The sequence below is a fragment of the Corynebacterium marambiense genome (genome assembly GCF_016342275.1).
In the GTDB taxonomy this organism is placed as follows: Bacteria; Actinomycetota; Actinomycetes; order Mycobacteriales; family Mycobacteriaceae; genus Corynebacterium; species Corynebacterium marambiense.
This window is the reverse complement of sequence record NZ_JAEIOT010000007.1, coordinates 429,618-452,181: the sequence shown is the minus strand read 5'-3', so window position 1 is coordinate 452,181 and position 22,564 is coordinate 429,618. Positions and strand designations below refer to the sequence as shown.

At 65.7% G+C, this 22,564-nt stretch carries 20 protein-coding genes; 8 read left to right on the top strand and 12 right to left on the bottom strand.

Going from position 1 to position 22,564, the window contains the following annotated elements:
• Positions 1-19 precede the first annotated feature (19 nt).
• Entirely contained in the window at positions 20-1,117 is a 1,098-nt protein-coding gene (gene rlmN / locus JDV76_RS07150; RefSeq protein ID WP_198736162.1) for a dual-specificity RNA methyltransferase RlmN, read from the top strand.
• 275 nt (positions 1,118-1,392) lie between these two features.
• Here rlmN and JDV76_RS07145 read toward each other — a convergent pair whose 3' ends face one another.
• Complete coding sequence (locus JDV76_RS07145; protein ID WP_198736161.1) at positions 1,393-1,824, bottom strand: DUF2631 domain-containing protein; 432 nt, start codon at positions 1,822-1,824, stop codon at positions 1,393-1,395.
• A gap of 264 nt (positions 1,825-2,088) precedes the next feature.
• Here JDV76_RS07145 and dxr point away from each other — a divergent pair, with 264 nt between their 5' ends.
• From dxr to JDV76_RS07110, 7 genes are all read left to right on the top strand, one after another.
• Positions 2,089-3,258, top strand: coding sequence for a 1-deoxy-D-xylulose-5-phosphate reductoisomerase (dxr, locus tag JDV76_RS07140; protein WP_198736160.1), 1,170 nt, complete (start codon positions 2,089-2,091; stop codon positions 3,256-3,258).
• Between the two features lie 92 nt (positions 3,259-3,350).
• The gene (locus tag JDV76_RS07135) at positions 3,351-4,562 is read left to right on the top strand and encodes a M50 family metallopeptidase (RefSeq protein ID WP_198736159.1); all 1,212 of its coding nucleotides are present in this window, start codon (positions 3,351-3,353) and stop codon (positions 4,560-4,562) included.
• Positions 4,563-4,718: 156 nt separating this feature from the next.
• Complete coding sequence (gene ispG / locus JDV76_RS07130) at positions 4,719-5,861, top strand: flavodoxin-dependent (E)-4-hydroxy-3-methylbut-2-enyl-diphosphate synthase (protein WP_198736452.1); 1,143 nt, start codon at positions 4,719-4,721, stop codon at positions 5,859-5,861.
• Positions 5,862-6,032: 171 nt separating this feature from the next.
• Positions 6,033-7,967, top strand: coding sequence for a penicillin-binding transpeptidase domain-containing protein (locus JDV76_RS07125; protein ID WP_198736158.1), 1,935 nt, complete (start codon positions 6,033-6,035; stop codon positions 7,965-7,967).
• Positions 7,968-8,055: 88 nt separating this feature from the next.
• Positions 8,056-8,952: a type I methionyl aminopeptidase gene (map, locus tag JDV76_RS07120; RefSeq protein WP_198736157.1), complete on the top strand. Its 897-nt coding sequence runs from the start codon at positions 8,056-8,058 to the stop codon at positions 8,950-8,952.
• 12 nt (positions 8,953-8,964) lie between these two features.
• Positions 8,965-10,401 carry a cobyric acid synthase gene (locus JDV76_RS07115; RefSeq protein WP_198736156.1) on the top strand — a complete coding sequence of 479 codons (1,437 nt, stop codon included), beginning with the start codon at positions 8,965-8,967 and terminating at the stop codon, positions 10,399-10,401.
• 168 nt (positions 10,402-10,569) lie between these two features.
• Positions 10,570-11,073 (top strand): hypothetical protein, encoded by a 504-nt coding sequence (locus JDV76_RS07110; protein WP_198736155.1) that lies wholly within the window; start codon positions 10,570-10,572, stop codon positions 11,071-11,073.
• Here the strand turns inward: JDV76_RS07110 and JDV76_RS07105 are convergent.
• The 11 genes from JDV76_RS07105 to JDV76_RS07055 form a co-directional block, all read right to left on the bottom strand.
• A complete protein-coding gene (locus tag JDV76_RS07105; RefSeq protein WP_198736154.1) occupies positions 11,070-11,840 on the bottom strand; it encodes a hypothetical protein in 771 nt (256 codons plus the stop codon). The genes JDV76_RS07110 and JDV76_RS07105 overlap by 4 nt on opposite strands.
• A 102-nt stretch (positions 11,841-11,942) precedes the next feature.
• The gene (locus tag JDV76_RS07100; protein WP_198736153.1) at positions 11,943-13,532 is read right to left on the bottom strand and encodes a PTS ascorbate transporter subunit IIC; all 1,590 of its coding nucleotides are present in this window, start codon (positions 13,530-13,532) and stop codon (positions 11,943-11,945) included.
• Between the two features lie 31 nt (positions 13,533-13,563).
• Positions 13,564-14,382: a PTS sugar transporter subunit IIAB gene (locus JDV76_RS07095; RefSeq protein ID WP_198736152.1), complete on the bottom strand. Its 819-nt coding sequence runs from the start codon at positions 14,380-14,382 to the stop codon at positions 13,564-13,566.
• A gap of 69 nt (positions 14,383-14,451) precedes the next feature.
• The gene (locus tag JDV76_RS07090) at positions 14,452-15,315 is read right to left on the bottom strand and encodes a prenyltransferase (protein WP_198736151.1); all 864 of its coding nucleotides are present in this window, start codon (positions 15,313-15,315) and stop codon (positions 14,452-14,454) included.
• Positions 15,312-15,605 (bottom strand): lycopene cyclase domain-containing protein, encoded by a 294-nt coding sequence (locus tag JDV76_RS07085; protein ID WP_198736150.1) that lies wholly within the window; start codon positions 15,603-15,605, stop codon positions 15,312-15,314. The genes JDV76_RS07090 and JDV76_RS07085 overlap by 4 nt, the downstream gene beginning before the upstream one ends.
• Complete coding sequence (locus tag JDV76_RS07080) at positions 15,602-15,931, bottom strand: lycopene cyclase domain-containing protein (protein WP_198736149.1); 330 nt, start codon at positions 15,929-15,931, stop codon at positions 15,602-15,604. The genes JDV76_RS07085 and JDV76_RS07080 overlap by 4 nt, the downstream gene beginning before the upstream one ends.
• Before the next feature lies 1 nt (position 15,932).
• The gene (gene crtI / locus JDV76_RS07075; protein ID WP_198736148.1) at positions 15,933-17,573 is read right to left on the bottom strand and encodes a phytoene desaturase family protein; all 1,641 of its coding nucleotides are present in this window, start codon (positions 17,571-17,573) and stop codon (positions 15,933-15,935) included.
• Positions 17,570-18,376, bottom strand: a complete 807-nt coding sequence (locus tag JDV76_RS07070) for a glycosyltransferase (protein WP_198736147.1) — start codon at positions 18,374-18,376, stop codon at positions 17,570-17,572. Before JDV76_RS07070 ends, crtI begins: the two co-directional genes overlap by 4 nt.
• A 108-nt stretch (positions 18,377-18,484) precedes the next feature.
• A complete protein-coding gene (locus tag JDV76_RS07065; protein WP_198736146.1) occupies positions 18,485-19,870 on the bottom strand; it encodes an MFS transporter in 1,386 nt (461 codons plus the stop codon).
• Between the two features lie 94 nt (positions 19,871-19,964).
• Entirely contained in the window at positions 19,965-21,362 is a 1,398-nt protein-coding gene (gene mtr, locus JDV76_RS07060) for a mycothione reductase (protein ID WP_198736145.1), read from the bottom strand.
• 73 nt (positions 21,363-21,435) lie between these two features.
• Complete coding sequence (locus JDV76_RS07055; RefSeq protein ID WP_198736144.1) at positions 21,436-22,464, bottom strand: alpha/beta hydrolase; 1,029 nt, start codon at positions 22,462-22,464, stop codon at positions 21,436-21,438.
• Between the last annotated feature and the right edge of the window lie 100 nt (positions 22,465-22,564).

The following is a 22,564-nucleotide window of genomic DNA, read 5'->3' as shown; positions in this document are numbered from 1 at the left end:
GTGTAATGATGGGGGAATTATGACGAAAGAACTACCCCTGGTGTTCGCCGCCCCCAAAAGGGGTATGCCGCCCACCCATTTCGCTGACCTTGACGCCGACCGCCGCATCGCGACCCTCGGTGACCTCGGTCTACCCAGGTTCCGTGCCGATCAGCTCGCCCGGCACTACTACGGGCGGCTGGAGGCGGATCCCCGCACGATGACGGACCTGCCGGCCGCGCAACGCGACACGGTTCGGGAGGCGCTCTTCCCCGACATGATGACGCCCGTCCGCAGTATCAGCTGCGACGCGGGGCAGACCAGCAAGACGCTCTGGCGCCTCCATGACGGCACGCTCCTCGAGTCGGTGCTCATGCGGTATCCCGACCGCTCGACCCTGTGCATTTCGTCCCAGGCGGGATGCGGAATGGCCTGCCCGTTCTGCGCCACCGGCCAGGGCGGACTGGACCGCAACCTCTCCACCGGGGAGATCGTGGATCAGGTCCGCGCTGCGGCCAAGACTATGCGCGACGAGGGTGGTCGGCTCTCTAACATCGTGTTCATGGGGATGGGGGAACCTCTCGCGAACTACAAGCGGGTTGTCCACGCCGTCCGGCAGATCACCGAACCCAACCCCCAGGGATTCGGGATTTCCCAGCGCAACGTGACGGTGTCCACCGTGGGGTTGGCCCCCGCGATTCGGCGTCTGGCGGATGAGGGGCTGTCCGTCACGCTCGCGGTGTCCCTGCACACGCCTGATGACGAACTCCGAGATTCGCTCGTACCGGTGAACAACAGGTGGTCGGTGGACGAGGTCCTAGATGCGGCCCGCTACTACGCGGATCAGACCGGGCGCCGGGTGTCCATCGAGTACGCACTGATCCGCGACATCAACGATCAGGACTGGCGCGCGGACATGCTCGGGAAGAAGCTCAGGAACGCCCTGGGGGCCCGGGTGCACGTGAACCTGATCCCGCTGAACCCGACTCCAGGATCGAAGTGGGACGCATCGCCGAAGGACCGGCAGAACGAGTTCGTCCGCCGCGTCGCGGCGCAGGGCGTTGCCTGCACCGTCCGCGACACCCGAGGCCAGGAGATCGCAGCGGCGTGTGGTCAGCTGGCTGCGGAGGAACGCTGAGGTGCAGCATCCTCGTCAACTGGAGGGCCGGAGGGTCAGGTGAATAGTGGAACTCCGCCACCCGGCCGTCCGTTTTCCACGCGCTTCAGGCTGTGCCGAATCACGGGACCGCCGACGTGGAGGAAGGACCCCGGTTCCGTCGAGAAGACTTCCGGAGTCACCGGGTCTGTAGCTGACGGACCCCGCCCAGGACACGGACACGGAGGAGGCGGAAGAGGACAGAAAAACCGCGATCCGGGGCGCGGATCGCGGTTCGGCCAGAACTGTGCGGAGTGCTACGCGTCGATCGAGTTGTGCCTGGAGCGACCGGGAACGGTGGCCGGGTCGATGTTCAGGGAGCGCAGCTGCGAATCGGTGAGATTGCCATAGACACCGGTGAGGTTGTGCTGATCATGGGCCCAGTCGGGTTCGACGTGGTCGATCGGCTTGTTGTGGGCGGTGACCGTGCGCACCTGGTTCAGGTTCGGCTGGAACAGGTTCAGCAGGAGGCCGACAACGATCAGAGCGGTAATTGCGAATAACCAGATCGTCTCAACGTGGCCGTGGTGGTTACCGAAGTGGTAGGCCAAAAGGAAAGCGACCGAGATCCAGCCGGAGATCTGGATGGCGTTACGGCTGAGACCGTGCCAGCCCCAGGCCGCCGAGGGCTCGTCGAGGGTCGACACTCCGTTGTGGACCTGGGGAACGTTGTGGTCGGAACCAGACACGTCAAACTCCTTATGGGATAAAGCACACGTACCGAAATCGCATTCTGTTGCCGCCATCATCTCATAACATTCCGCCGACAGCGACTTAAACTCGACGATCCGGTGGCGGGACGTGACAAACCCGCGGGAAAACCAGTCCGTGAACCGGGTTTTCTGCCGCTCGCCGCGGTGGTGGGCCGCAGATCCCGCCCCTTTCGGGTGTAGTGGAAAGTTTGATGTGGCCTCTCGGGTCCGGTTCCACGCCCGCAACGGATCAATGGAACAATGGGATGGGTGAGTAAACGCGTTCTTATTCTGGGAAGTACCGGTTCCATCGGGACCCAGGCCATCGAGGTCATCAACGCCAATCCGGAGGCCTTCGAGGTCGTGGGGATCGCCGCGGGCGGGTCCGACCCGGCGCAGATCATCGCCCAGGCCCGACACCTACGTCTCGATGCAGGCCGGGTGGCCGTTGCCGACTCCACGGCAGCCGCTGAGGTGTCCCGGGCGCTCGGGGGAGTGGTGATCAGCGGCCCTGACGCCGCGCGGGATCTCGTCGGCGTCGTGGAGGCCGACACCGTCCTCAATGCGTTGGTGGGCTCCATGGGGCTCGCGGCGACACTCGCGGTCCTGGAAAGTGGCTCGGTCCTCGCGCTGGCGAACAAGGAATCACTGGTCGCCGGTGGTGAGCTCGTGCTGCGGGCCGCGGAACCCGGGCAACTCGTTCCGGTCGACTCCGAGCACTCGGCGATGGCGCAGTGCCTGATGGCGGGGAACAGCCGGGAGGTGTCCCGACTGGTGCTCACCGCGTCGGGAGGCCCGTTCCGGGGGTGGACCCGACAGCAGATGATGGACGTCACACCGCAGCAGGCCGCCGCCCACCCGACGTGGTCCATGGGGCAAATGAACACCCTGAACTCTGCGACTCTGGTGAACAAGGGACTTGAGTTCATCGAGGCTTCGCTTCTGTTCGGGATTCCCGGGGACCGGATCGACGTGGTGGTCCACCCGCAGTCAATCGTGCACTCGATGGTTACCTTCGTGGATGGAGCCACCATTGCCCAGGCGTCCCCGCCGTCGATGAAACTGCCGATCTCCCTTGCCCTGGACTGGCCCAGGCGGGTCCCGGACGCGCAGCCCGCGCTCGACTTCTCCGGCGTGTTCTCCTGGGACTTCGGACCCGTCGATCACGCTGCGTTTCCCGCGGTCAGGTTGGCTGCTCAGGCTGTTGCGGCCGGGGGAACCTGGCCCGCCGTCTACAACGCCGCCAACGAGGAGGCCGCCGCTGCTTTTCTCGCGGGGGGTATCCGGTTCCCGGAGATCGTCGACACTGTCGCCGAGGTTCTGGACCGGGCCTCGAGATTCGTCCGACCGGCCGGGACGGTGGACGACGTCCTCGACGTGGAGAAGCACTCCCGCCGGCTGGCGGGGGAGATTCTCGCGGGGAAGCGCTGAACCATCCGCCGGTGTGCGAGACTTGACCCCGCAATAACGGCCACCGGGCCGAACCGGAACACCGACAGACATGCAAGGAGAGTGACCTCACCGTGGGTTATCTGCTGGGCGTCATTCTTTTCGCCCTCGGTATCGCGCTGACCATCGCGCTGCACGAGGCGGGCCACATGGGCGTGGCGCGTCTGCTCAGAATGCGGGTCCGCCGGTACTTCATCGGCTTCGGCCCGACCGTCGGCCAGTTCACCCGAGGGCACACCACCTACGGGCTCAAGGCGGTACCGCTCGGCGGGTTCTGCGATATCGCGGGAATGACGGCCAACGATCCGCTCACCCCGGATGAGGAGCCGTTCGCCATGTGTCGGCGGCCCGCGTGGCAGCGCATCGCGGTTCTCGCGGGCGGTGTGGTCATGAATGTCTTCGTCGGTCTCGTCCTCATCTACACCGTCGCTGTGAGCGCGGGTATCCCGGATCCCGACATCGATCTCACACCGACCGTCGACGGCACCGACTGTGTCGCTCCGGCCCAGAACCCCGACGGAACTCTGTCACCCTGCTCCGGTGCGGGGCCCGCAGCGGAGGCAGGCATCGTTGTCGGCGACCGGATCACCGCCGTCGACGGTCGGCGCATGCACACCTTCATTGAGCTCCGCGACACCGTCATGGCGAGACCTGGCGAGACGGTGGAGCTCACCGTGGAACGCGACGGGTCGGCCCGCGAGGTCGCGGTCACCGTCGCCGAGGCCACCCGGCTCAACGCCGCGGGTGAGGAGGTCACCGTCGGCGCCATCGGCGTGTCGCGGGCACCGGTCGAGAACGTGTTCCGCGCCTACGGCCCCGTCGACGGAATCGGTGCCTCGCTCCGTTTCGCCGGTCTGATGTTCTCCGGCACCGTCGAGGGACTGAAGTCCTTCCCCGCCAAGATCCCCGGCGTCGCCGCTGCGGTGTTCGGCGGGGAACGCGCCCAGGACTCGCCGGTGAGTGTCGTCGGTGCGACCCGCATCGGTGGCGAACTAGCGGAACGCAGCGAATGGGCCACGTTCCTGATGATGCTGGCCAGCTTGAACTTCTTCCTCGCGCTGTTCAACGTCGTGCCGCTTCCGCCGCTCGACGGCGGACACATAGCCGTCGTCCTTTGGGAGAAGCTGCGGGATGCCGTGCGGAGGCTCCGAGGGCTGCCACCGGCGGGACCCGCGGACTACCGAGGAATCATGCCGCTGACCTACACGGTTGCCGCGCTCCTGTTGACGGTGGGGATGGTCGTCATCGCCGCCGATGTGGTGAACCCGATCCGGCTACCTGGCTGACGGTCCGCCGCGCGCGGATCCCCGCACCGGACGAGTCTCGGAGCCGGTGATACCATCGACCACGACGGCCCGCCAGAATCTCACCCACGAGCACCGACCTGCAGGCGGTGCGCGACAAGGAGTTCTTTCACAGTGACTATCCCCATCGGACTTGGCATGCCTGAGGCGCCGCCGCCGGTGCTCGCCCCGAGACGCAAGACTCGGCAGTTCATGGTCGGCAGCGTCGGTGTCGGATCGGACCACCCGATTTCAGTGCAGTCAATGACGAACACGAAGACCCACGACATCAACGCCACCCTGCAGCAGATCGCCCAGCTCACAGCCACGGGCTGCGACATCGTGCGCGTGGCGTGCCCGAAGCCGATCGATGCGGAAGCGTTGCCGATCATCGCAAAGAAGTCCCCGATCCCCGTGATCGCCGACATCCACTTCCAGCCCAAGTACATCTTCGCGGCCATCGACGCCGGGTGCGCGGCGGTCCGCGTGAACCCCGGCAACATCAAGGAGTTCGACGGCCGGGTCAAGGAGGTCGCGCTTGCGGCCGGATCTGCCGGTATCCCCATCCGCATCGGCGTCAACGCCGGTTCGCTGGACAAGCGGATCATGGAGAAGTACGGCAAGGCCACCCCGGAGGCCCTCGTCGAATCGGCGCTCTGGGAGGCCAGTCTCTTCGAGGATCACGGTTTCGGGGACATCAAGATCTCCGTCAAGCACCATGACCCGGTCATCATGGTGGAGGCCTACCGTCAGCTCGCCGCGCAGTGCGATTATCCGCTGCACCTCGGTGTCACGGAGGCAGGCCCGATGTTCCAGGGCACCATCAAATCCTCCGTGGCGTTCTCCGCGCTGCTGGCGGAGGGGATCGGCGACACGATCCGTGTGTCGCTGTCGGCTCCTCCGGAGGAGGAGATCAAAGTCGGTGACATGATCCTGCAGTCCCTGAACCTGCGTCCGCGCAAGCTCGAGATCGTGTCCTGCCCGTCCTGTGGCCGTGCCCAGGTCGACGTGTACAAGCTCGCCGAGGAGGTCACTGCGGCTCTCGACGGGATGGAGTTTCCCCTGCGTGTCGCCGTCATGGGGTGCGTCGTCAACGGCCCCGGTGAGGCCCGCGACGCGGATATCGGAGTGGCCTCCGGAAACGGTAAAGGCCAGATCTTCGTCAAGGGTGAGGTCATCAAGACCGTGCCTGAGTCGCAGATCGTGGAGACCCTGATCGAGGAGGCGATGAAAATCGCCGAGGAACTCGGCCTCGAGGAAGGGAGCGTCAGCGGTTCCCCCGAGGTGAAGGTCACCTCCTGAGCCCTCCGCGTGGCTCCTGTGCGCCGACGTGTCTTCCCTGGGGCGTACGGTGCGGGTCGTTGACGGGCCGACATATCCCATCAGTCCCATGTGTCACAACTTCGTGTCTCCCGTCCCGGCACGCCGCGAGGTTCCGGCCCCCGGGCCATGCCTGTTGCTACCTTGATCCCCATGAAGAAGACGTCCGCGCTGCTCACGGTGATCATGATGGTCGCCGTCGGCTTGGTGGGCTGTACCCCAAAGACCCCACCCGTAGACGGAACAGTCGAGGCGTTCTTCGCGGCCGTCTCAGACGGCGACTTTGACGCCGCCGGGGCGCTGACCGATGATCCGTCGGCGGCGTCCGAGATGCTCCGTGAGTCGTTCGAGGGATTGCAGGCCGAGCAGATCGGCGCGGAATTGAACAGCGTCTCCACCGGTGACAACACCGCCACCGCTGAGTTCACCGTCGACTGGTCACTCCCGCGAGACCGCGAGCTGCGCTATCCGTCCAGGATGTCGCTGAGTAGGGTCGGCGGAGACTGGCTCGTGCGGTGGCAGCCGAATCTCCTGCATCCCCGGCTGGGGGCGAGCCAGCACCTCGAACTCCGGGGTATCAACGCGGAGCGCGCCAGGGTGATCAGCAACGACGGCGTCGCACTCCTGGAACCCGGGACCACCTACCGGGTTCTCGTCAACACCAAGGGGCTGAAGGACGCGGACTCCACAGCCCGGACCATCGCCCGTGCACTCGACGCGGCGCATTCGCGGGACCGGAGCGTGGCCACGGTCAATGCCAACGAACTGGCGGACAACCTTCGCCGCGCGAAGGGCATGTACTCCGTCAGCCTGGTCGACGCCATCGAGGGACCGAAGGTCCTGGAGGCACTGGACGGTGTCGATGCCGTCACCGTGAACCCCGAGGCGGCGATGGTCCGCACCGACCGTGATCTCGCACCCGACATCATCTCCCGGGTCGAACGCATCGTCAATGACGATCTCGACGGTGAGCGCGGCTGGCAGATCGCCGTGGTTAACGCCTACGGCGCCCAGATCGACACGCTGGAGATCCACGCCCCGACGCCCGCACCCGCTGTGCGGGTCAGCCTCGACACCAACGTCCAGCGGGCGGCACAGGCGGCAGTCGACCTCCGCTCGGGGATGAAGGCGATGATGGTGGTGATGCGCCCCTCCACTGGAGAGATCCTCGCGATCGCGCAGACCGCCGCGGCAGATCGGGACGGATCGATCGCGCTCATGGGCCAGTATCCTCCCGGGTCCACGTTCAAGATCATCACCGCGACCGCCGGGATGATGGACGAGGACCTCACGCCCGACAGCATCGTGCCCTGCCCCGGTGCGATGGAGATCGGGCACCGCATCGTCACCAACTACAACGGTTTCTCCCTCGGGTCGGTTCCTCTGGAACGTGCATTCGCAGCATCCTGCAACACCAGCTTCGCCGACATCTCCGCGCGCCTGAACCCCGGAGAACTTGAGCAGGTCGGCAAACAATTCGGACTCGGCCTCGATTACACCATTGAGGGGCTCGGTACCGTCACCGGATCCATCCCGCGCGGTGACGAACTGGTCGACCGCACCGAGGCCGGATTCGGCCAGGGAAAGGACCTCGCCAGCCCCTTCGGTATGGCGCTCGTCGCCTCCACTGCAGCGACGGGACGTACTCCCGTTCCCGTGCTCATCAACGGCCGAGAGACCACCGTGAGCGAGCACGTCGACCCGCCCACCCCGCAGGCCATTGAGGGGTTGCAGCGCATGATGCGGCAGGTGGTCACTACCGGCACAGCCCGCGGAATGCAGGCCGGGGGAGCGATCCACGGCAAGACCGGTGAAGCCGAGATCGCCGGGGGCTCCCACGCCTGGTTTGCGGGTTTCCGTGATGACGACATCGCTTTCGCCACGCTTGTGGTGCTCGGCGGCGGATCAGAGACCTCCGTCGCCATCACCGACCACTTCTTCCGGGCCCTCGACGACCCATCACTATTGCCTCCACAGGAGGCTTCCCGCCCACCAGCACCGGAGGATGAGCCTGCCCCCGCAGCGGTGGCACCCGCAGCTCCCGCACAGGCGGAGAATACTGCGGCGGTGCCTCCGCCCTACCTGTAGAACAGAACCGGCGTGGGGGTGCGGAACAAAGTTCGGTGCACCGGTACCTCACCGTCGGAATACCGGCTGGCAGCGCTACGATGAGAACATGTCTAACGCACGCGCACGCCTGACCCCCGGAAAACAGAGCCCCGTCCGCACGGTACCCAAGCACATCGAGCGCCCGGAGTACGCCTGGAAAGACACCGTCAGGGAAGCGTGTGGAGAGCCGCTTGTCCAGACCCCGGAGACCATCGAGGCGATGCGTGAGGCCAGTCGTATTGCCGCGAACGCCCTCGCCGTCGCAGGCCAGGCCGTCGCTCCCGGCATCACCACCGACGAGCTGGACCGTATCGCGCACGAGTACATGTGTGACCACGGTGCCTACCCGTCGACACTCGGCTACCGCGGTTTCCCGAAGTCCTGCTGCACTTCGCTCAACGAGATCGTCTGTCATGGCATCCCCGATTCGACGGTGGTCCGGGACGGTGACATCGTCAACATCGACGTCACCGCCTACAAGAACGGCGTCCACGGTGACACCAACCGGACCTTCCTTGCCGGGGACGTCAGCGAGGAGCACCGACTACTGGTGGAACGCACCTACACCGCCACGATGCGGGGCATCCGGGCGGCGAAAGCCGGCCGCGAGATCAACGTCATCGGCCGGGTCATCGAGTCCTACGCGAAACGGTTCGGGTACTCCGTCGTCCGCGACTTCACTGGACATGGCGTCGGCCCGACGTTCCACAACGGTCTCGTCGTCGTGCACTACGACAACCCGGAGGATCACACCATCCTCGAACCCGGCATGACGCTCACCGTGGAACCGATGATCAACATCGGCGACCTGCCCTACGACATCTGGGACGATGGCTGGACCGTGGCCAACCGGGATGGGAAGTTCACCGCCCAGTTCGAGCACACCCTCGTCATCACCGAGGACGGCCCGGAGATCCTGACCATCCCTGACGCCGACATCGACTCCTACGGCCACGACAGCTGATCCGGCACGACCGTGTCCGCAATCCTCATCGCCGGAACCACCTCCGACGCCGGTAAATCCGTCATCGTCGCCGGAATCTGTCGGGCACTGGCGCGCCGTGGTGTCTCCGTCGCGCCGTTCAAGGCGCAGAACATGTCGAACAACTCCGCCGTCTGCCCCGACGGCGGAGAGATCGGGCGCGCCCAGGCACTGCAAGCCGCGGCGTGCGGGCTGGACCCCAGCGTGGACTTCAACCCGGTACTCCTCAAACCCGGCAGCGACCGCACGAGCCAACTCGTGGTCCGGGGGCGTGCCACCGGTTCGGTGAGCGCCCGGAACTACATCGAGCACCGCACCCACCTCAGACAGGTCGCGGCCGAGTGCCTGACCGACCTGCGCCGCCGGTTCGACGTCGTCATCTGCGAGGGTGCGGGTTCGCCGGCGGAGATCAACCTCCGGGCAACCGACGTCGCCAACTTCGGCCTCGCCGAGGCCTGCGACCTGCCCGTCTACATCGTCGGCGACATCGACCGCGGGGGAGTGCTCGCCCATCTCTACGGCACCCACCAGATCGTCGACGCCGGGGACCGGGCCCGGATCCGCGGGTTCATCATCAACAAGTTCCGCGGTGACCAGACCATCCTCGACCCGGGCCTCGTCCAACTCGAGGAACTGACCGGGGTACCCACCGTCGGGGTACTGCCGTTCATCGACGGGCTGTGGATCGACGCCGAAGATTCGCTCCAGTCGCCACTCGGCGCGAGCGTCGGACCCGCCACACCCGCCCTTGGCACCCAGCGCCTGCGGGTCGCGGCCGTCCGGCTGCCGCGGATCTCGAACGCGACCGACGTCGAGGCACTCGCCTGCGAGCCCGGGGTGAGTGTCGTCTGGTCGGCAGACGCGGACCAGATCGCCGACGCCGACCTCGTGGTTCTCCCCGGGACACGTGCCACCGTCGACGATCTCGCCTGGCTGCGACGGACGGGGATCGCGGCAGCCGTCACCGCGCGTGTCCGGGAGAACCGGCCGGTGCTCGGGATCTGCGGTGGTTACCAGATGCTGTGCCGCAGCATCACCGATCCAGTGGAGTCCGGTTCCACCGGCCCCGTCGACGGCCTCGGGGTGTTCGACACAGACATCGTGTTCCACCCGGACAAGACCCTCATCCGGCACGAGGGGGGAGCCTACGAGGTGCACCACGGGAGGGTTGCGCGCTCCACCGAACAGCCGTGGATCGGGGACGAGGGAGCCAGACGCGGTGTCAGCTTCGGTACCCACCGGCACGGCCACCTGGAGCATGACGGACACCGACGTGCCTTCCTCCGGGACATCGCCGCAGCCACCGGGCGGAGCGGGTTCGTCCTCGCGGCGGACACCTCCTTCCACGCCGAACGCCTCCGCCAGCTGGATCTGATCGCGGACGCGGTGGAGCAGGCCCTCGATCTGGACGGCATCATCGGGCGAAGGTGACCCGGCAACCCCCGCTGCACGACGCCAATCGGTGGACGACCGCTGCGCACCGGTGGAAACCTGAACCCGATCTGATCGGTTACGGGGATGATTTTCGGGCCGTGCAGAAAAGAGAATCTGCTATAACGGGCGTTGTCCCTCCCGCACCGCACACCAGGAGTCTCCATCATGCACAAGCTGCCCCGGCGGATGACCGCCACCATCGCCTCAACCCTTCTGCTCCTCGGCGCGTCCCCCGCGGTCGCCTCCGCGGATGAGCACGTGTTCGGTTCATCGGGGACCAACTCCTCCGAGTCCACCCTCGAGTGGTTCATCGGACAGATCATCCAGGTGTTCGGGATGCCCCTCCACCCGCATACCGGCACGACCGGAGAACCCGCGACCGGCATGCACTCCGAGCACCAGACCGATTTCTTCTACACCGTGATCGACAACGACACCATCCGCATGACGATCCCCTCCGGTGACAGTAGCTGCTACGGAGTCCGTGGCGTGGTCACCACCACCCCGAACACCGTTGGCGTCGCCGCCGTCGAAGGGCTCCGCCCGGGCGTCGGCGAAGGGCCGTGCGCTGCCGTCGCCAGCTACCCGAGGATCGATGTGAAGGTCCCGGGCGGCATCAACGGGCGGGCGATCACGAGGATCACCCTCGGTGAAGATCAGCTGAACTAGCCCGTCATCTCGGGGTGGGCCGGCCGATCGCGGTAGGTTACGCCCGCCGCCACAGGTAGGGCCGCGGCGATGATGTAGGCCCACGCCAGCACGATGCTCGGGGCCTGGGCCGGCCACCAGGTGATCGGAGTGGCCGCGAGAACAACCGCATAGAGCATCGTCGCCGCGAGAATCCCGGCGGCGGCGGTGACCGCAGTCCACCGCCAGCCATGATCGCGCACGCTGCAGTTGCGGGCTCCGGTGAGCACCGGTACACAACCGAGGAGAGCGAGGATCGCGGAGACGACCACGAGCCCGCGGGTCGCCGGGGTATCGGGGCCGAGCGCGAACCAGCCGGCTGCCGCCGCACCGACCACGCTGAAGCCCACCCTGGGGATCCACTGCCCGGGAAGCTGACCGAGCCCGCCAGCCAGACACGCGATGACGGCCGGGGGAGTGAGATACACCGTCGCCAGGGTGGTCACCGTGAATACCTCGTCCAGGGACGTGACTCGGCTCGCCGCGACGAGTACCCCCAGCATGAGCAACGCGATACCCCCGGCCGCGGACAGCGCCCGGAACACCGTAACCCTGCCCGGGCGATACAACTGAGCGAGGGCACTCGCCGCACCGAATGCCACCGTCGCGGCGGCCAGTCCGGCGTAGCCGACGTGACTCCTCGTGTAATTTAACCCCAGGGTCGCCAACAGCAGCGCCACAGCAGCGGCGATCGAGGCCGTTGCAGCGGGCACATCACGGTGGCGCGGGGACGGTGGTAGGGGAGTCACGGTGAAAAGATGTGCAGCTTTCGTCATCGTCGGGTCAGCGGCGGTTGCGGCCCCTCATTCTAGCCACGTCCGACCCTCCACGCCGGGTGCCGTGGCAGCCTGTCACGACGGAGAGTCAGGTTCGTGCGCGCGCCGGGGAGGGGGAACCGGTGCGCCGTTGGGAGGTGCGATCTTCGGATACCCGGAGGAGACGTCCGGGCCTGAGGCGGCTCGCGGGGAGGCCGTCGGCGAACCACTGACCACGGCGCCCGTGGACACGACCGCGCGTGCGGGACTCGGATCCCAACCGGTGTCGACGACGCGCCGTTGCACGAGGATCGCACCGCCGAGGATCGCCGCACCGATGAGCAGGAGCAGGATCGTTCCCGCGATCGTCCCGGTCTTCGCCGCGGCGCCGATCAGGATGCCGAACCAGGCGAAGTCGGCGTCGCCGAAGGTGGTGTTCTCCCCGGAGAACACGCCCAGCACCTGCATGAGGAACGCGGGGCCGAGGGTGATGAAGAGACCGTTGGCGAATGCGCCGGCCACGGCACCGCGTCGTCCGCCGGTGGCGTTGCCGTAGACACCCGCCGCACCACCGGTGAAGAAGTGGGGGACCAGTCCCGGCAGGATCAGCACGACACCGAACAGCGGGTTGAACGCGACCTGCAGCAGCGCCAGGCCGACCAGCCCGCCGATGAAGGAGGAGATGAACCCGATGAGCACGGCGTTCGGCGCGTAGGGGAAGACGATCGGGCAGTCGAGGGCCGGGATAGCTCCGGGCACGAATTTCGCGGCGATGCCCTGGAACGCCGGCACCAATTCACCGAGGATGGTGCGCACACCGAACAGGATCACCGCCACGCCGACACCGAACTGCAGGCCCAGGGTGAACGAGTGCATCAGGTACGCCCCCACATCGGAGGCACCGTCCTCGAATGCGGCGAACGCCTCGTCCCGGTCGGCCCGGATGAGGAAGATCACCGCGAGGATGACGTACATCAGCGCCATGGACAGCGCGGTGGCGACCATCGAGTCCCGGAGGAACTTCAGTCCCTCGGGCAGTTTGAGGTTCTCGGTGGACGGGGACAGCTTCTCCGGTTTCCGTCCGCCGACGAGCGAGCCGACACCACCCGCGACGATGTACCCGGCCGTACCGAAGTGTCCCATGGCGATCGAGTCGTCGCCGGTGATCCGTCTGGTCCACGGGTGCACGAACGCAGGCAGGGACACCATGAGGATCCCCAGCAGCACTGCCCCGAGCGGAACGGTGACACCCGCCGAGAAGCCCGCCGTCGCCAGGACGATGGTGATCAGCGTCGCCATGAATAGCACGTGGTGGCCGGTGAGGAACACGTAGTGCAGGGGTGTGAATCGCGCCAGCAGCAGCGACACCGCGAAACCGAGGACCATCAACCAGGCGACCTGTGCGCCGTAGTTCTCCTGCGCGATCCCCACGATCGCCTCATTGGTCGGCACCACGCCCCGCGCCCCGGTGGCACCGGTGATCATCGTGCCCAATGGTTCCAGGGAGGTGACGACGAGACCGGCACCGGCGCCGATGAGCAGGAAACCGAGGGTCGCCTTGACCGCGCCTCCGATGACCTCGCCCGTCGATTTGCGGAGTGCCGCGAGCCCCACCGCGGTGATGATGCCGATGAGGAACGCCGGGACCGAGAGGATCTGGTTGACCAGGAACTCGATGACAACCATGTCGGAAGTCCTTTCTGTGTGGTGGTGCCGGTCAGACCGCGTAGATCTCGCGGAGGGCGGCGTCGATCTCGTCGGTGGAGGTGAAGTTGGATATCACCCGCATCGGGACCCCGAGGTCCCCGAGGGCCCGGGCTATCTCCCCGGAGGTGAGGATGCAGTCGGCGTCCCCGGACTTCCCCTTCGCGGAGATCGTGTCGGTGGCCTCAACCGTCATGTACCGCGACCAGCCCCACTCGTCGAGCACGTCCTCGAGGGTGTTCTTCAGGAACAGGGAGGTGCCGAGGCCGTTTCCGCACACCGTGAGGATCAGGCCCTTGCTGGGGACGGTTTCATCGGCACCGCTAGGTGCTGGGGTGTCCCTCGGTGTCGGTGACGTATCGCGGGTGATCCGTGTCCGTGTCGTGGCCCGATCAATGAGTTCAATCACCTCATCAGCTGTGGCCGCCTCGCGTAGGGCGGCGCGAAGCTCCTCGGATCCCAGACCCCGGGCGAGAACCTTCATCGCTTTCACGTGCGTGTCCGGATCGGTGGCGGACAGAGCGACCACGATATCCACCGGATCATTGGACGGATGACCGAAGGACACCGGGTCCGTCAGAACGATCAACGACAGAGCTGTGCGGTGAACGGATCTGGAGGGGCGGGCGTGGGCGAACGCGACGCCGGGAGCGATGACGATGTAGGGACCGTTTTCTTCGACGGTCCCGATCATCTCGTCGGTGTACCCGGCGTCGGTCGCATCCGTCGACACCAGTAGTTCTCCGGCGCGGCGGATCGCCTCCCGCCAGTCGCGTGCGGGGACACCGACGGCGATCCGGTCGCGGGTGAGCAGATCATGAAGAGCATCCATGAAGATAGATTAGGCGCCCCGTCCGCTGTCGCGGTAGGACCGCGGACACACATCGGCCAGCCAGCGGTGCTACCGGAGACCCACCCACAGCATGGTGATGCTGAGTACGGAGCCCGCGAAAAAGTTGATGTAGAGGAAGAAACGCCATCCCGAGCGGGCGCGGGTGCACGTCTCGTCGGTGATGAACCGGAATCTCGCTGAGTTGATTGCGTACGGGAGAATGACCAGGCCCGCTATCCAGCTCGGATGGGGGAGGAGGAACAGGATCAGTGACGCGACGAGATACTGGGCGGTGGCGAGCCTCGCGGTGGTGCGCGCACCGAGGACCGTCGCTATCGAGGACAGCCCGCCCTGGCGGTCGGCGGTGACGTCCTGGATTGCGCCGAGAGCGTGGCTGGCCATGCCCCAGAGGAAGAAGGCGACCATACACCACATGAACCACGTATTTACCCCACCCGGGATCATGGTGCCGGCGACCAGCGCCGGTGAAACGAAGTGCACCGAGGAAGTGACCGAGTCGAGGAAAGGGCGCTCTTTGAATCTGAGACCGGGCACCGAGTAAGCGAGGAGCGCGAACAGCGACATCGTGAACCAGATTCCGGATGCCCGCGTGCCCACCGCGTAGAGGTACACCACGAACGGCAGGCAACTGATCGCCGCAGCCCACAGCAGGGTCCGGTGGTGTTCCCTGGCAAGGACGGTTCCTTCGACGCCGCCTTTCCGCGGGTTGAGGATATCGGACTCGAAGTCGAAGACATCATTGATGCCGTACATCGCGATGTTGTAGGGGATGAGGAAGAAGAAGGTGCCCAGGTAGAACCGGGTGTCCATGCCGCCACCGGTGACGAGGTAGGCGGCGAGGAACGGGAAGGCGGTGTTGACCCAGCTCAACGGTCGGGAGGCGCCCAGGATGCGCAGGAGGGCGGAAATCATCGGCGGCTTCCCCTCCCCGGCCAGATCGCGGGTACGGCTATCCCCGCGACCACCGCGTACGCGAGATCCTCCACGGGCATCACGCCGATGGCCAGACCCGTGTGGTGTGCCGGATCATAACCCACCAGTCCAGCCCTGATCATGAGATTGTCGAAGACAATGGTGAGGGCAACGAGCGTGGTGACGACCACCGCGGTCACGGTGGTCTGCCCGGGAACCGAGTGTCTCCTGGTCCACCACACCGCCGCGGCGGCAAGCACGAATGGAAGACTGATCAGCAGATACGTCATCGGATGACCACCGTCCTGGATATCGTCATGCGGGTGAAGGAGGTGAGGTTGAGCGCCAGATAGACCAGGAAGAAGAGGAAGAAAGGCTCCTCCAGCGGCAATTCGGGGGCGAGTTCCACTCCGCTCATCCACCGTGATGTACCACGGAAGAAGACTCCGCTGACGATCCCGATGCCGTCCCACGCCAGAAATACCCCCACCAGAAGGACGCTGGTCACTGTCGCACGTGCGGGTGCCGCCGTGAACGTTAGACGCCATCGGTAGTCGCACAACCCCATCGCCAGAATCGAGCCGAGAATACTCGCCAGGTAGAGCCACTGGTCCATCTCAGATCGGCTCCGGTAGCGGCGAAGGTGTCCTGTCGCCACGCAGACGCTTGAGTACGTTCTCCGCGGAGATCAGACACATCGGTACGCCGACCCCAGGGAGGGTTGTGGCGCCGGCGTAGTACAGACCATCCACCAGGTGGCTGGCGTTGGTGCCCCGGAGAAAAGCTGATTGCGCGAGGGTGTGCGCGGGCCCGATGCTTCCGCCGTGCCACGCGTTGTACCGCTCGGAGAAATCCCCGGGCCCGAGGGTTCGGCGGACCACGATTCGTTCGGCGAGATCCTCGACTCCGGTCCACCGAGCTATCTGCTCGATCGCTGCATCGGCGATACTTTCGACCAGGGGGGCCGCATTCGGCGCGTAAGCGGTACCGCGGCCGAGCTGCGGATCGGCGGGGACCGGGATGAGGACGAATAGGTTCTCGTGCCCCTCGGGTGCGACATCCGGGTCGGTGGCCGAGGGCTTCGAGATATAGATCGAGCGGGAGGCGGGGAGTTCCCGGTCGATGCCCGGGCCGTTGAATACGGCGTCGAAGTCGGCGTCCCAGTCGCGGGAGAACAACAGTGTGTGGTGTGCGAGCTGGGGTAGCGCGCCCCGAACACCCAGCATCACCAGGACGGTACCAGGCCCCGGGTTCCGGGTACCCCACCAGCTTTCGGGGTAACTGCGCAGATGAGCGGGAAGCAGAGCGGTCTCCGTGTGGTGCAGGTCGGCGCAGCTGACCACCACATCTGCGGTGAGGGTCTCCACTGTACCGTCGCTGGCGAGTACCTGTACCCCGGTCACCCTGGCCTTCGTCGGGCGGAGGCGCCCGAACCGGTCCGGGAATCTCCGCGTCGATCTCGCGTGATCGTCGGTGGTGATCCGGAGAACCCGGTTCGATGTCCGTATCACTGCTCCGGCCCGGCGGGCGACCCGGTCGATGGCCTGGATCAGGGCGGTGAATCCACCCACCGGATAGCGCACCCCCTGGTCCAGGTCGGTGTGGCTCATCAGATGGTAGAGGGCAGGGGTCTGGTCAGGACGGGAAGACAGGAACACCGCCGGGTACGTCAGTATCTGGCGCAGCCGGACGTCGTCGACGTAGCGGGCAGCGAAATCCTCCAGTGAAGTAGTCAGCAACGTAGCCAGGACCCCCAGATGACGGCCCACATCTTGGTTGATGAATCCGGCGGGCCCGGTGAACGTGGTGTAGAGGAACCGCTCCACCGCGATCCGGTACGCGTCCGCCGCGGAATCGAGGTACTCCCCGAGCTGAGCACCCGCTCCGGGCTCGATGGACTCGAACAATGCTGCGGCCTCGTTCCGTCCTGAAGGAACATCCAGTGGCGGATGGCCTTCGGTGTACACTCGATACGCCGGATCAAGGGACGTCAGTCCGACCTCGGCGTCCGTGCTGGTGCCCATCAACTGGAAGAAATGGTCGAAGGCGTCAGGCATGAGATACCAGCTCGGGCCGGTGTCCCATCGGAAACCGGGCGCCTCGTCTACTGTGAGCGTGCCGGCCCGTCCCCCGATAGTGGATCCCTGTTCGACGACGGTGACTGACACACCATCACGGGCGAGCAGGGCGGCGGTGGCGAGCCCAGCGACCCCCGCCCCGATGATGACGGCTGTCCGTGGTGTAGTGGTACTGGTCATGAGAGAGTGTCCTTCGATGGGTGCAGAGTGGGCAGGAGCCCCCGGGAATCGAGACGGTGCCAGGGTTTTTCGCGGCGCCAGTTTACCGCGATGGTGTGGAAGCCCCGGCGGAAACGACGCAGCATCTGTGGCCCAGGTTCCACTGCACGGGCATCCATCGCCAGCGTCAGATCGGACTGCAACCAGACGGTCTCGTCGGGGTGTACCGCGAAACTCAAGTGCATGTCTTCGTGCACCTCGGTGTCACTCATGTCCACCTCATCGCGGATTTTCAGCCACCAGTCCCGCCGGATACAGTAGTTTGTCCCGAAGAACGGTTGATGGCCGAGAGCGGAACCGACGCTGGCCCGATACGCCCCCAGGTAGGCGGCACTGGCCAACGAGCCCCGCCACCCGGGTAACTCGAATCGCCCTGACCCGGTCACGCCGACGATCCGACGCCGACTCGCCCCGGATCGCATCTGATCCTCGGCCAGATCCCAGGCCCGGTGGAGCCTCTCCAGGAAATCGGGGGCCGGTGCAACGTCAGTGTCGGTGCGTAACATGACATCCGATGTCGCAGTGTCGAAGCCGGTGCGGGTCGCCCAGGTGATACCCCGGCGGGGTTCGTCTACCACACGGGCGCCGTGTCCACGAGCCACCACCGCCGAGTCGTCGATGCTGCCGTTGTCCACGACGATGATCTCGCTTGCGGGCACCGTCTGATGGAGAAGTGCACGCAGGCACCGGGTGAGTAGGCCGGCGTCGTTGAGGCACGGTATGACGACACTGAGTGTTCGGTGGGGTGAGTAGCTGGGGGGCACGGGGTCCTTTCTCGGCGCCCCGCATCCGTTTGCCTGATGCGGGATGGTCGACCATCCAGTGTAGAGGTCGGCGGAGGGATTGCCAGGTCCGTATTTTTCCCAGAGAATTCAGTACCCCCGAGTGGGTGGGGACACCGCCTCCACACCGGGACGCCACAACCACGCGAAGGGAGCGATGGCGCAGGTCAGTACCAGGTAGGTGACCAGGAAACGGGCGTTCACGTTGGTGAAGTCCAACGCCGCGATTGTCAGGGCTCCCACCGCTATGGAAATGGTCATTCCAGTGATTCCGGCGACCTGAAGGGCGGAACCTATGAATCCACTTTGTTCCGGTGGACAGAGCTCGAGAGGTTCGCTGGAAAGACGGGGATAGATGAAGCCGATTCCGAACGCCGAGAGACCCCAGCCGGCGACCGCGATCGCCCAGGGCGCCCCGAACCCCACGGTGAGTGCCACGATGATCAATCCGGTGCTCATCGCTGCGGCGGAGATCCTGGCGACGGCCGGCATCGACCACTCCGCGCTGAAACGCCCCTGTATCTGTGAGGCGATGAACCAGGTCACGCCACTGACGGAGAGCCCCAGTCCAGTGAGGGTGGGGCCCAGTCCGTAGACCTGGGCGAGCAGCAGCGGGATGTAGATCTCGGCGCCAAGGACCATGTCGGTCAGGACCCGGGAAAGGACCAGACGGGGCACCCCGGCCCGGCCCCGTAGCGTGCCCACCGGCACCAGGGGGCGGATCGCCAGCGCGATTACCGGGAGAGATAGCACGAATGCCACCAGCCCCGCCCCGAGCGCAAGCTGCGGCGAGTAATTGAGTGCCCCCGCCGCCATCGAGAGGATCAGCGCCGCGACGAGCATCCGGACGCTCGTGCGGGAGAGCGTTCCTCGCCGTACCGGTAGTCTCCGGATGGCAGGCCCCAGCAACACTGCCGCGATGACGAGCAGCACCAGGGTGAACAGAAATACCGCGTGCCAGGTGAACGCTTCGGTGAGTAGCCCGGCCAACGCTGGCCCGACCAGTGAAGGAACCACCCATGCCCCGGCGAACGCGGCGAAGATCGGGGCACGTAACGGAGCGGGATAGACCTGCGCGATCACCGCATAGATGGCCACGATCACCGCACCGATCCCGAACCCCTGAATACCGCGGGAGAACAGGAACACCGTCATATCGGATGCGACTATCGCGAGCACCAGTCCGATCACGAGAATCACGGTTCCGGCCACCATGGATAACCTGGCACCGGCGACGTCGGTCGCGATTCCTGCGGCGACCATCGCCACGATGGACACCGCGAAGGGAATCGAGAACGCCAGCGAGTAGGCTCCCGTGTCGCCCAGTTCGTGGGTGATCCGCGGCATCACCGCCGTCACCGCCGTGTTATCGAAGGCGCAGGCGGTGATCGCCATGAGCAGACCGACGGTGGTCGCGCCGAAGCCGTGGGAGAAAATGCCCGTTCGGCGATCCTCGAACTGTGTGGCAGTGGACATAGCGGCCAATCCTACTGCGTCCGGGAAACCGACCGGAACCCGCGAGCATCCCGAAACCGAAGGCAGGGAAGCGCGGGCGCCGAGGTACTCGCGGCTACTGGGGCCCGAACTCCAGTCCCAGCAGCGCGTTCTCGATGAGCTCGGGCAAAGCCGGGTGGATCCAGTACTGGTCCCGGGCGACCTCACGGACATCGAGGTCGAAAGCCATCACCGTGATCAGCTGTTGGATCAGGGTGGAGGCCTGCGGGCCGATGATGTGTGCACCGAGCAACCGCCCGTTGGAACGGTCGGCGATTAGCTTGGCGAAGCCGGTGCTGTCCTCCATCGCCCAACCGAAGGCCACATCGCCGTAGTTCTGCACCTTGACGGTGATGTCGTGTCCGGCGTCGCGGGCCTCGTCCTCGGTGAGACCGACGCTCGCGATCTGCGGGTGGGTGAAGATCGCAGCGGGGACGTTCTCGTGCGGCATCGGCTTGAGGTCATCCGGGTGAAGCAGGTTGTGCCGCACTGCGCGCATCTCCGCGTTGGCGACGTGCTTGAGCTGGTACGGCGAGCTGACATCACCCAGAGCCCAGACACCCTCGGCTGTGGTCCGACCGTACTCGTCGACTCTGATGCGTGCGCCGTCCATCTCGATGCCCGCCGCATCAAGGTTCAGCTGATCGCCGTTGGGGGTGCGGCCGGTTGCGGCGAGGAGTACCTCCGAAGTCACCTCGGAGCCGTCATTGAGCTTCAGCGTCACGCCACGCCCGTCCTCGGTCGCCCCGGTCGGGGTCACACCGAGCCGGAGGTTGAGTCGTTTCGCGGCGAGTTCGGTGTAGCGGTCGGAGATGGCGGTGTCCGTCTTCCGCAGCAACCGCTCCGACCGGTTGACCAGCGTGACGTCGACCCCGAGGGACGCGAAGACGTGGGCGAACTCGACGGCGATGAATCCGCCGCCGAGGACGGTCATCGTTTTAGGCAGTTCCTCCAGGCGCATGATGTTCTCGTTGGTGTAGTACGTCACGCCCGATTCCGCGATCGCCGGCAGAATTGTGGGGCGCGCCCCGGCGGCGATGACGATCGTGTCACCGGTGATGGTGACGAGTTCGTCTCCTGAACCTGTCTCGATGGTTCGCTCACCGACGAAGCGCGCGGCGTGGTCGTAGACATCAATGTTGGGGGTCTCGTTCCCGCGGCGGTAAGCCTCACCGCCATCGGCGATCGGGTCAATGCGGCGACCGAAGACACGCTCGCGGATCGATGCCCAGTCCACGCCGTTGAGCTGAGCGTCCAGCCCGTAGGTGGCGGCGTTGCGGATCTCCTCCGCGATGTCAGCGGTGTAGACGTACATTTTCGTCGGGATGCAGCCCACATTCAGGCAGGTACCGCCGAAGCGTCCCTTCTCTACGATAGCGATCTTCTTGTCGTCGAACTCCGGACCCGGAATCGAGTTACCCGATCCGGTTCCGATGATGATGAGGTCGTAGTGGGTGGGGGAGGAGATAGTCATAACAGGTGGTTCGCAATTCCTTGTCGTGTCGGGTTCGTGTGTGGATCGGCTGTTCTTGTCGCGGGAATTCGTCTCAGGGCCGGTCGGTCAGGGTTTTGGCCAACCAGTTGATCACGGCGGTGAAAGCTCGTTCCCGGGGGCGTCGGAGCGAGAGCCACACGTCGTGTCGAGCACCCTCGACAGGGGTCACGGTGACATCTGCGCCGAGTGACGGTGCCCACTGCCGGATCTGATCGACATTGAGCACCGCGTCCGAGGTGTCCGTCACCGCTGAGTACGGCTTGTTGAGCCAGGACTGTGTAGAACACAACACCAGAACCGGGGTCCCGCATTCCACCCCTCCCCCGTGCACCGTGTCCTGCGCGCGGACGACGGCTGCGAACCAGCCCGCGTTCTTCGCGTGACCTGCAATCGGCTTGATCCGGGTGTCGAAATCCCACTCGCCGTAGTGATCGGCGTGGATTGACTCGCCGTAACCGGCGAGTCCGCCCGGGAGGGTGAGCTCCGGTGCGCGGTCACCCAGCGCTCGGATCAGTGGACGGGTCCACCGGTCGAGTGGACCGGGGAACATGAGGTCGAGCCACGGGCTGTTGAGGACCGTCGCAGCGACCACGGAGTGGCGCGCTGCGGACACGGGGTCCCCGGCGACCGCCGCCCTCCGGAGATGATCCAGCCAGAGGGGAACGATCAGACCACCTGTGGAATGCGCCTGGATGATCACCTGGTGGTGGTCCTGCCGCACCGCATCCAGGGTCGCGTCGAGATCCTCGAAGTACCGGCGGACATCTCGTACGTCGTGCCACAATTGTCCCGCCAGATGGGAGCGCCCGCATTTTCGCAGATCCACGCCGTACACGGCGTATCCCTCACTGTGGAAGCGCTCGGCGACGTGTCGATGGAAGAAGTAGTCGCTCATTCCGTGGACGAAGATCATGGCTGGCCGGGCGCTGAAATCACCGCAGCCCCGTGGTAGATACCGGACTAGCGTCGCCACCACGGGGCCGTCGCCCTCCGGGTCTTCCCCCAGTCGCAGGGTGCGTCGGGTAAATCCTTCGCCCAGGATGTCGTCCGTGTACGTCTCGGAGATCGGCAGATCGTTCATGTGGATCACCCTATCCCGGGGACACAGATCACGCCGACCCTGTACCGCGGACGCAGGATGAGATCTTGTACCGGTGCACCGGCACAGACTAATCGCGAGT

Bases quoted from the DNA above. Each gene is read 5' to 3' on its own strand.
- rlmN (WP_198736162.1), top strand. From the start codon at position 20: ATGACGAAAGAACTACCCCTGGTGTTCGCCGCCCCCAAAAGGGGTATG.
- dxr (WP_198736160.1), top strand. From the start codon at position 2,089: ATGGGATGGGTGAGTAAACGCGTTCTTATTCTGGGAAGTACCGGTTCC.
- ispG (WP_198736452.1), top strand. From the start codon at position 4,719: ATGCCTGAGGCGCCGCCGCCGGTGCTCGCCCCGAGACGCAAGACTCGG.
- JDV76_RS07125 (WP_198736158.1), top strand. From the start codon at position 6,033: ATGAAGAAGACGTCCGCGCTGCTCACGGTGATCATGATGGTCGCCGTC.
- map (WP_198736157.1), top strand. From the start codon at position 8,056: ATGTCTAACGCACGCGCACGCCTGACCCCCGGAAAACAGAGCCCCGTC.
- JDV76_RS07110 (WP_198736155.1), top strand. From the start codon at position 10,570: ATGCACAAGCTGCCCCGGCGGATGACCGCCACCATCGCCTCAACCCTT.
- JDV76_RS07100 (WP_198736153.1), bottom strand. From the start codon at position 13,532: ATGGTTGTCATCGAGTTCCTGGTCAACCAGATCCTCTCGGTCCCGGCG.
- JDV76_RS07095 (WP_198736152.1), bottom strand. From the start codon at position 14,382: ATGGATGCTCTTCATGATCTGCTCACCCGCGACCGGATCGCCGTCGGT.
- JDV76_RS07090 (WP_198736151.1), bottom strand. From the start codon at position 15,315: ATGATTTCCGCCCTCCTGCGCATCCTGGGCGCCTCCCGACCGTTGAGC.
- JDV76_RS07085 (WP_198736150.1), bottom strand. From the start codon at position 15,605: ATGACGTATCTGCTGATCAGTCTTCCATTCGTGCTTGCCGCCGCGGCG.
- JDV76_RS07080 (WP_198736149.1), bottom strand. From the start codon at position 15,931: ATGGACCAGTGGCTCTACCTGGCGAGTATTCTCGGCTCGATTCTGGCG.
- crtI (WP_198736148.1), bottom strand. From the start codon at position 17,573: ATGACCAGTACCACTACACCACGGACAGCCGTCATCATCGGGGCGGGG.
- JDV76_RS07065 (WP_198736146.1), bottom strand. From the start codon at position 19,870: ATGTCCACTGCCACACAGTTCGAGGATCGCCGAACGGGCATTTTCTCC.
- mtr (WP_198736145.1), bottom strand. From the start codon at position 21,362: ATGACTATCTCCTCCCCCACCCACTACGACCTCATCATCATCGGAACC.
- JDV76_RS07055 (WP_198736144.1), bottom strand. From the start codon at position 22,464: ATGAACGATCTGCCGATCTCCGAGACGTACACGGACGACATCCTGGGC.